The organism is Salinadaptatus halalkaliphilus (genome assembly GCF_006543045.1).
In the GTDB taxonomy this organism is placed as follows: Archaea; Halobacteriota; Halobacteria; order Halobacteriales; family Natrialbaceae; genus Salinadaptatus; species Salinadaptatus halalkaliphilus.
Genome location: NZ_RBZW01000022.1, coordinates 146,298 through 154,185, shown reverse-complemented (window position 1 = coordinate 154,185; position 7,888 = coordinate 146,298). Strand labels below are relative to the sequence as shown.

The following is a 7,888-nucleotide window of genomic DNA, read 5'->3' as shown; positions in this document are numbered from 1 at the left end:
TGAGAGTCGTATCCGATGTCTGCTGCCTGTTCATATCGCGTCCGTTGAACGCTTTCTACGAGAGAGTACCGAAATCAGCTCGGGCTAAACACATACAATAATTGTATTCGAAAGCGATAGTCCCGCGAGATAATGTCGAATACCCATTTCAATAATCTTGCGGGATGTCCGCTCTCGGTGCACAAGCCCAAAGTCAATCCAGTCAGTAGATTCGGTGAGCCAGTCGATTTCGGCCATGGACACCCGAACCTTTGACCGCCTCGTTCCTAACTTAACACCACCCTATGTCTCTGGCCAAGATATTTGTGGATACAGGCGGTCAAATACTTTCACTTTGGTTTCTCCACCTTTAAGTATAAATGACACATATCGCTGTGTAGGATGCGTAGTGTTAGCAGAATGGTTACTACTGAAGACACAGATCGCACCTGATTGGTTCAATGAGTTCAAATAATACAGATCCTATCGATACTACCGATGATTCATGGACGGAGATTCGAGAGAGACGGCTTGAAATTGATGGTTATCAATGCGCTAACTGTGGTAAAGCCAACTCGCTCCAAGTCCATCACGTTGTTCCGGAAAGCCTCGGTGGTGTGGACGAAGTTTCGAACCTCCGTACTCTCTGTGCAAGTTGCCACGATAAAGCACACGGATCCACTATCGGATTAATCGCTAGTGAGCAGACTAGCAGCGAGACTCGCTGGATCCCGACTATTGAGACAATGCAATGGTTCGTAAGCAACGTAAATCACCCATTTGATCAACTTGTAGTAATGATCCTGGCGAAAACGGGAATCGGCGTTTCGGAGTTAGTCTCATTAGAGCTTAGTGACATCTACCTTCGAGATGGTGGACTCGGACTCACGTCAACAGTGGAAAGGCGAACGCGCCCGTTCTTCTTACTTCCGGAGTCTGAGAAGGGACCTGGAAGTGGGAACGGAAAACGACTCTGTGATACCTTAGTTCCGATTGGTCCCGAACTCCGAAAGTGTCTGAGGAGGTATTTAGCAGTCCGTCCCGACACAGAGTCTGCCAAGTTACTAATCTCAACAGGCGAAGCATGGGGAAAACCGATCTCACACGATATAATTCACCATACAGTCGAAAAGAACGCTAGAACGGTAGGCCTCTATGATACCGGTGCTGGTGCCGATTCAAACCTCACACCGACCGCCTTCCGTCAATTCTTCGCGAATAGATATCAGGGCCAGCCTGCTGTCCGTGATTACCTACTTGGGAAAAAAGAAAAGACACCCTTCAACCAAGGGCAGATCGCAACCGACTACCGCGAATCTATATTCAACCTCTTCCACTGACGACCAATACATAGGCCAGTGTAGATAGTCGCGAACTGAGGACCGTTACTCCTATTATATCTAACTATAGTACTTTCTTCTGAAATCATTTATATACAACAGTGGGACCCTCAGTCATATTTATATACTTCTATAGAGCTATCATTAGCCGAAATATCGTGACAGAAGTCAATATAAACTCACTTAGATCGGATGGTGGGAAGATTGAAGGTCACCGCGTTTGATCGTTCTCGTATGAGCGATTCGATGAACACCTCTCGAAAATCCGTCAAAACCTACGTCCCTGCCTATCAAAAGGAGGAGTGGCAGAATCACGCCGACGAACTCGACATGAGCCAGAGCGAGTTCGTTCGAACGATGGTCCAGGCCGGACGAAAGGGGTTCGAACCCATCGACGAGGAACCCGATTCTACCGGGTCAGACCCTGGGGGTAACGCCCTCGAGGATCGGGTCCTCGAGTTACTATCCGGTGACACGTTTTCTTGGGACGAACTGCTCGAGGCGGTCAGCGACGACGTCGAATCTCGCCTCGACGAGACTCTCGAGGAACTCCAGGCGAACGATCGGATTCGATACAGCGGCCGCGACGGGGGCTACACGCTGGTCGGTGATCACGATGGCGACTGAACCCACTACCGAGGCCCCCGAGGAAGTGACGGATCCCGTCGCGTACTTCCTCGACGACCAGCGCTACCACGGCAAGAGTGATCGGACGCTCGAGGCCTACGAGCGCGTGCTCCGGCAGTTCGAGGCGTTCACCACGGACCGGTTCGATCCGGTCGAGGGACTGCCAGACGCCGGGCGACGGGAGTGTATGGCCTGGATCCACTCGCTACGCGGCGAGTTCGAACCGAGCACGATCGCCACGTACGCCTCCTATCTCAACCGGTTCTACGATTACATGACTCGCGTCGGCGTCTTCGACGACAACCCGATGGCGCTGGTCATGGAAGAACTGTCCGAATCGATCGACACCGATCCGACACGGCGGGAGATCACGGTGCCAGAAATGCGGTCGTTCGTCGGGACGATCGCACACCCCCTCGAGCGGGCCGTCGTTCTCACCCTGTTGAAAACCGGAATGCGAGTCGGCGAACTCTCCAATCTCGATCTGCAGGATTGTCACCTCGAGACGCCCGAACTCGACCTCGAGTGGACGCCACGCGTCGCCCTCGAACGCCGTCCGGCGTCGGTGTTCGTCTCGTCGGAGCCGGCCCGGGGAACGGTCGTCAACGGCGAACGGCGGACGGCCTCGAACAAACGAAAGCGCGATACGATCGTCCCCGTCGACGACGAACTGCGTCGGGCACTCCTCGAGTGGCTCGCTATCCGCCCGGATGCCATCTCGGACGCGGAACCGCTCTTTCTCGACACACGGGATTCCTGGGGCAAACGCCTCACGCCGTCGGACATCCGGTATCTCGTCACGAAACACGCTCGAGCACACGGCTGGTACCGGAAAGGCGGCGGGACCACCGAGAACGTCACACCGCACTACTTCCGGCACTTTTTCACCACGCATCTGCGGGATCGAACCGGTGATCGCGGTATCGTTCAGTACCTCCGGGGCGATGTCGCCGGTGACGTGATCGATACCTATACCCACAACTGGGGGGACCGCGTTCGGGACACCTACCTCGAGCACGTGTATTGTTTCCGGTGACCAATATATTTACTACGCCAATACCCAACAATTTCGTCGGAAATCAATCTCGTAAATTCCATGTTGCTATATCGAAGTAGGATGGTGCCGTGGTGAACGGATGGGTGTACATTCGGCGAAATCGAGGACTCGAGGGCAACGTATCGAGCAGTCCGAACGCGAGGACACAGGGTCGATAGACGGGTCGATAACAACAGCGGACGACTATGCGCTGTCGTACCAGTATCAGGCGACTTCGGCGCGAGCCCCGACCGCATCGAAAATGTGTGGGACGAATCCTTCGGCGAGCGGCGAGAGCTCGTAGACGCGATTCCCTCCGTCCCGAAATTTCCCGACGAGGCCCGCATCTTCGAGCGTATTCAGGTGGTGGTACAGATCGTTCTGCCGGCGCTCGAGCAACGCTGCGAGTTCGCCACTGTCGAGTTGGCCTTCCTCGGCGAGTAGATACAGAATGATAAACCGCGTCGGTTCTCCCATCGCATCCAGTCGGTTCGCCTCTCGCTCGAGATCCAGCGTGTCCTCGAGAAGTGTCGCTTCGATTTGCTTCCGGGCCGGCGACCGTTCGTCCGTCTGGGCCTCGCGTTCACTCATAGGCGATGAGACGTTCTCGAGCGACTTAGGCTTAATTACCGTTAAGACATTTACTAGACATAAACCGTAATGTTCGCCGGTTCGGAACGAAAACCAATGGCGACACTCACGGAATACGAAGGGGCGTCGATCGAGGCGCGTATCGCTCGCTCGATTCCGGAGGCCGATCCGGACGATCCCTTCGTCTTTCTCATGGGGCCGTACCGTCTCCTCGATCCGTCGTATTTGTATCCCGACGATAGCCACCCGCTACCGTACGATCCGCTCGCGCCTCGTGACGGTGGGGCTGCACCGGACGCGATCGAAGCCACGCTGCGGACGATCTGTGACCGCGTTTCAGAAGCGACCGGGGTGACGGCGTTTATCGCGACGGACGTCGATATACCGACCAGACGGGAAGCCGAACGCGAGAACCTCGCGGAATCGGGGATGGCCGTCATCGATCAGTCGGTTGCGTTCGCGAAGGCGAGTGTGGGGAGTGCCTTCGTCTTCACGAAGGCCGGACTCACGACGGGCGCCGGCGCCGAAGCGGGTGCGATTCCCGAGTACTTCCGGCTTCGAGCGGGCAAGAACCGACGCCGCGATCCCCGAACGTTCTGTATCTTCGCGGAAGCCTCGCAGCGCAAGAGTGGGACCGGCTCCGTTTACGAACCCCGATTCAGCAGCGCGTCGATCGACGAAATGGACGACGCATACGACCTCCGGTTCCGGTACTTCGTCGACCGCGGGGAGTTAGCCGAGCGACTGATCGATTTCGTCGAGGCGTACGTTATCCCGCTCGTCGGACGGTAACCGCGAGTTACGCCACCTCGTTACCGACTGCGAGTTCCGTCTCGAGGTCGTCACCGTTCAACAGCGAGCGGACGGCGGCCACCGATTCGTCCACTTCGGAATGGTTCTCGAGCAAGACGGTTTCGCTTGGAAAGAGCTGTTCGCCGAGAAGGAGACCGTGATCGCGAGCCGTCGATCCGGTGACGGTCAGATAGACGCCGAGTCCAGTCTCGGCGATAGCGGCTTCCTCCTCACGATCCTCGGCCGGGTACCGAAAGTCGATGTCCTCGAGTGCGCGCGTGCCAAGCACGGCTCGAACGAGTCGTTCGTATCGTGGTTCGATACAGAGCGGCCCCTCGTAAGCTTCGAGAAAGTCGCGATCGAGAGCCGCCGCAGGCGGGGCAACCTCGGGCGTCGCCATCAGCGTATGATAGACGGTGTCACCGAGGCCAGTGACGACGCGGACATCGGTATCGGCCGGATCGATCCGGGCGTTCATATCCGCGATCCGTCCAACCGGCTCCGGGCGTAGCTCGACGACCTCCTCAAGGATGAGGTCAGCACTGTCGAACCCGAGTGCGAACTCGTGGGTTCGAAGTGCGCGAAAGGGCTCTTCACGGCCGACGAGTTGAATTTCGCCGTCGTCCGGACCGGCGTCGACGTCCTCGAGCGGAATCGTAACGCTGTCGAAGACGATCCGTCGCGGGTTGCCCGCTCGGTTGTCGCGCAAGAGCGTGTACTCGGGTGCGGTCGAATCCTCGACGGAGCTGTAGGTGGCGAGACGATGGTAAACGTTCCCGTCATCGGGGTCGATTGTCCCCTTCGTGAGTGCCTTCTCGTGACGTAGCGTCGACGTGATGTCATCTGCGAGGTCGGGAACGGAAAGTCGCCGTGCGAATCGGTCGAGCACCGACTCGAGGGGGCGCCCTTTTCGGGGAACAGCGATCGATATGGTCTCGCCCATCGACCGCTTCTCGAGTAGCGACGGATAAACGAGTTGCGTTTTCCAAAGGGAGACGCTCGATCACCGGCCTCGCGTATCGCCTCGAGGTGCCGTCGGACGTGACGACCGAACGACCGACCGTCGGACGGTCGTGTCGGTGCAACCGCGACCGTGCTGAATGGGCTGCGTGAGTACAGCAAACCGTCTCATACGGTTTACTGTAAGTCATTTCCGGCGCACCCGCGACCCGGGCGGCGGGTGCGCCGGTAAATCGTTACAGTAATCCGTATCAGTCGTCGGCAAACATCGAACCGAGTTGGTCGCGCCACTCCTGGATGTCCGTAATCTCGCCGCGAACGTCTTCAAGGTCGGATTCGACGGCCGCGATCTCACTGGAGAGGTCGGACTCGACCGCATCGAGATCGCTCTCGAGATCGCCGATATCAGTTTCGACCGTGGCGAGGCCGGTATCGAGATCGTCGACATCACCTTCGACGGCCGTCAGGCCGTCCTCGAGCGAGTCGACGTCGCCCTCGACGGCAGACAGCCCAGTTTCGAGGTCGTCGATATCACCTTCGACGGCCGTCAGGCCGCCCTCGAGCGAGTCGACATCATCCTCGACGGTGGCGACGCTGTCGTCGAGGTCGCCGACATCGCCTTCGACCGTCGTGATGGTCTCGTCGACCTGTTCGAGGTCGGACTCGAGAGCGCCGACGCGGTCGTCGACGGCGTCGACGTTCTCGTCGAGTTCGCCGACCGTCTCCGTCAGCGCATCGACGCTCGAGTCGACAGTCTCGAGGTCCGTCTCGACGGTCTCGACGCGGTCGTCGACGGTTTCCTCGACGGCGTCGACGTCCAGCTTCAGCGAGCCGACGTCGGATTCGACATCGTCGATGTCGTCTGCAACGTCCTCGACGGTGGTGGTCACGCTCTCGAGATCTTCGTCGATAGATTCGACATCAGATTCGATATCGGTCGCCCACTCCGTCAGCGTCTCGATTTCGGTTTCGACTTCGTCCACGCGGTTCGTGGTTCCGCTGAGTCGACGTTCGGTTCGCGTAACGCGTTCGTCCATCGTCTCGAACTCCGACTTGAACGACTCGAGTTCGTCCCTGAGATCGTTGATGAGTTGCTTGCCGGTCCCATTATCGCCGATAAACTCTTCGAGGGCGCTGGCGTAGGCGGCGACTTCCTCGACGCGGGACTGCAAGTGGTCGAGCTTGACCTGCTCGAGGTTCGACGGCTCGGCCTCGAGTTCGGTACGGAGCGTTTCGAGAGCATCGTCATCGATCTCCCCGTCGCGAATTTCGGTGGCTAACTGTGCGCCCAGCGAGCCGTCTGCTGGCGGCTGTGGCGTCTGTTCCGCTCGAGTGGGGACACCGGCATCGGCTGCGGGAGCGTCTGGCTCCGTTTCGATCGGTTCGGGCTCGGCCTCGTCGTCGACGGGCGTCGCTGACTCGTCGTCCGACTGGACGCTCGAGGTCTGCTCGTCGTCGGTCGCTGGCTCGACCACGGCGTCGGAGTCGGGCTCTCGGTCGGATTCCGGCGCTGGTTCCGACGCAGCGTCCGACTCGAGAGTGGACTCGGTATCCGACTCGAGGTCGGATGACGTATCCGTCTCGATATCGATCGCTTCGGTGGATTCGTCGTCGGATTGGTCAGCGGATGGGCCGGCTGTTTCGGCCTCGGGTTCGGTTGTCGTCTCGGGTTCGGTGGCAGCGTCCGTCTCGGCATCCACAGCAGCGTCCGTGTCGTCGATCGTAGCGGTATCGAGATCGAGTTCGATCTCGGGTTCGGCGGCCGACGCCTCGGCCGGTTCGGTATCCGTCGTCGACGAATCTGGCTCGGTCTGGCTCTCGTCGGTCGGATCGGCGAGGTCGATCGTCTCGTCGGCCGGTTGGCCGTCTTGGGGGTCTGGAATCTCGTCCTCGCCGAAGCCGAGATCGATGTCGGGCGCGTCGTCGTCGGTGTCCGTTTCGTCGTCGGTGTCGGTGGCGACGGGGTCAGTATCGACGTCGTCGAGGTTCAACTCGAGGCCGTCGTCGTCCTCGAGCGTGATGTCTTCCTCGGGGCTCGAGTCGTCGGCTGCGTCGTCCTCGAGTCCGGGGACGGCATCGGATTGGCCCGAGAGCATGTCCTTGACGGGCTGGTTGCGGTCTTCGGTGACGATGGTGTCGATGACGCCGTCTTCGACCTCGTCAGCGCCGGGACCGTCGGTCTCGTCGGCGTTGACGTCGACGATCGTCGGCTCGGTCATAAACGCCGCTGCCTCGCTTTCGTCGTCGATCCGAATGCCGTAGACCGTGACGAGCGATTCGTCGGGCGCGACCGAGCCGGTGAACTCGACGTGGTTGTCCTGAAAGGCGGTCCAATCGTCGCTGTGAAAGTCCGGGTGGAATCCGACCTTGTCCATCGGGAACGAATCGGGGATCTCCTCGGAAAGGCGAACTGCGACGTGGTCCGTGCGATCCGATTCGATCTCGAAACGAACCGCAGGGACGGGAAACTCGTCCGCCGTGAACGATTTCCGGACGGTCAACCCGTCGGAACTGACTTCGATCACGTCGTCCGTGTCGGCGGTGCTACTCATGCGGACAACGT

General features: G+C 58.9%; 7 protein-coding genes and 1 pseudogene. 4 read left to right on the top strand and 4 right to left on the bottom strand.

Features of this window, described 5'->3' with window-relative positions:
- Positions 1-93 precede the first annotated feature (93 nt).
- Positions 94-237, bottom strand: a pseudogene (locus D8Y22_RS23510) (IS6 family transposase); the annotation flags it as partial.
- Positions 238-440: 203 nt separating this feature from the next.
- Between D8Y22_RS23510 and D8Y22_RS22845 the strand changes: the two are divergent.
- The 3 genes from D8Y22_RS22845 to D8Y22_RS10435 all read left to right on the top strand — a co-directional run bounded on the left by D8Y22_RS22845 (position 441) and on the right by D8Y22_RS10435 (position 2,982).
- Complete coding sequence (locus D8Y22_RS22845) at positions 441-1,319, top strand: HNH endonuclease (protein ID WP_141464651.1); 879 nt, start codon at positions 441-443, stop codon at positions 1,317-1,319.
- A 234-nt stretch (positions 1,320-1,553) separates the two neighbouring features.
- Positions 1,554-1,946, top strand: a complete 393-nt coding sequence (locus D8Y22_RS10440) for a DUF5805 domain-containing protein (RefSeq protein ID WP_141464650.1) — start codon at positions 1,554-1,556, stop codon at positions 1,944-1,946.
- A complete protein-coding gene (locus tag D8Y22_RS10435; RefSeq protein WP_141464649.1) occupies positions 1,936-2,982 on the top strand; it encodes a tyrosine-type recombinase/integrase in 1,047 nt (348 codons plus the stop codon). The genes D8Y22_RS10440 and D8Y22_RS10435 overlap by 11 nt, the downstream gene beginning before the upstream one ends.
- Positions 2,983-3,207: 225 nt before the next feature.
- Here D8Y22_RS10435 and D8Y22_RS10430 read toward each other — a convergent pair whose 3' ends face one another.
- Positions 3,208-3,573 carry an ArsR/SmtB family transcription factor gene (locus D8Y22_RS10430; RefSeq protein WP_141464648.1) on the bottom strand — a complete coding sequence of 122 codons (366 nt, stop codon included), beginning with the start codon at positions 3,571-3,573 and terminating at the stop codon, positions 3,208-3,210.
- 96 nt (positions 3,574-3,669) lie between these two features.
- Here D8Y22_RS10430 and D8Y22_RS10425 point away from each other — a divergent pair, with 96 nt between their 5' ends.
- Entirely contained in the window at positions 3,670-4,365 is a 696-nt protein-coding gene (locus tag D8Y22_RS10425; RefSeq protein WP_141464647.1) for a DUF7509 family protein, read from the top strand.
- Between the two features lie 7 nt (positions 4,366-4,372).
- On the opposite strand, the gene D8Y22_RS10420 is transcribed toward D8Y22_RS10425, so the two are convergent.
- A complete protein-coding gene (locus D8Y22_RS10420; RefSeq protein WP_141464646.1) occupies positions 4,373-5,308 on the bottom strand; it encodes a hypothetical protein in 936 nt (311 codons plus the stop codon).
- Positions 5,309-5,576: 268 nt separating this feature from the next.
- Positions 5,577-7,877 (bottom strand): tropomyosin, encoded by a 2,301-nt coding sequence (locus D8Y22_RS10415; protein ID WP_141464645.1) that lies wholly within the window; start codon positions 7,875-7,877, stop codon positions 5,577-5,579.
- Between the last annotated feature and the right edge of the window lie 11 nt (positions 7,878-7,888).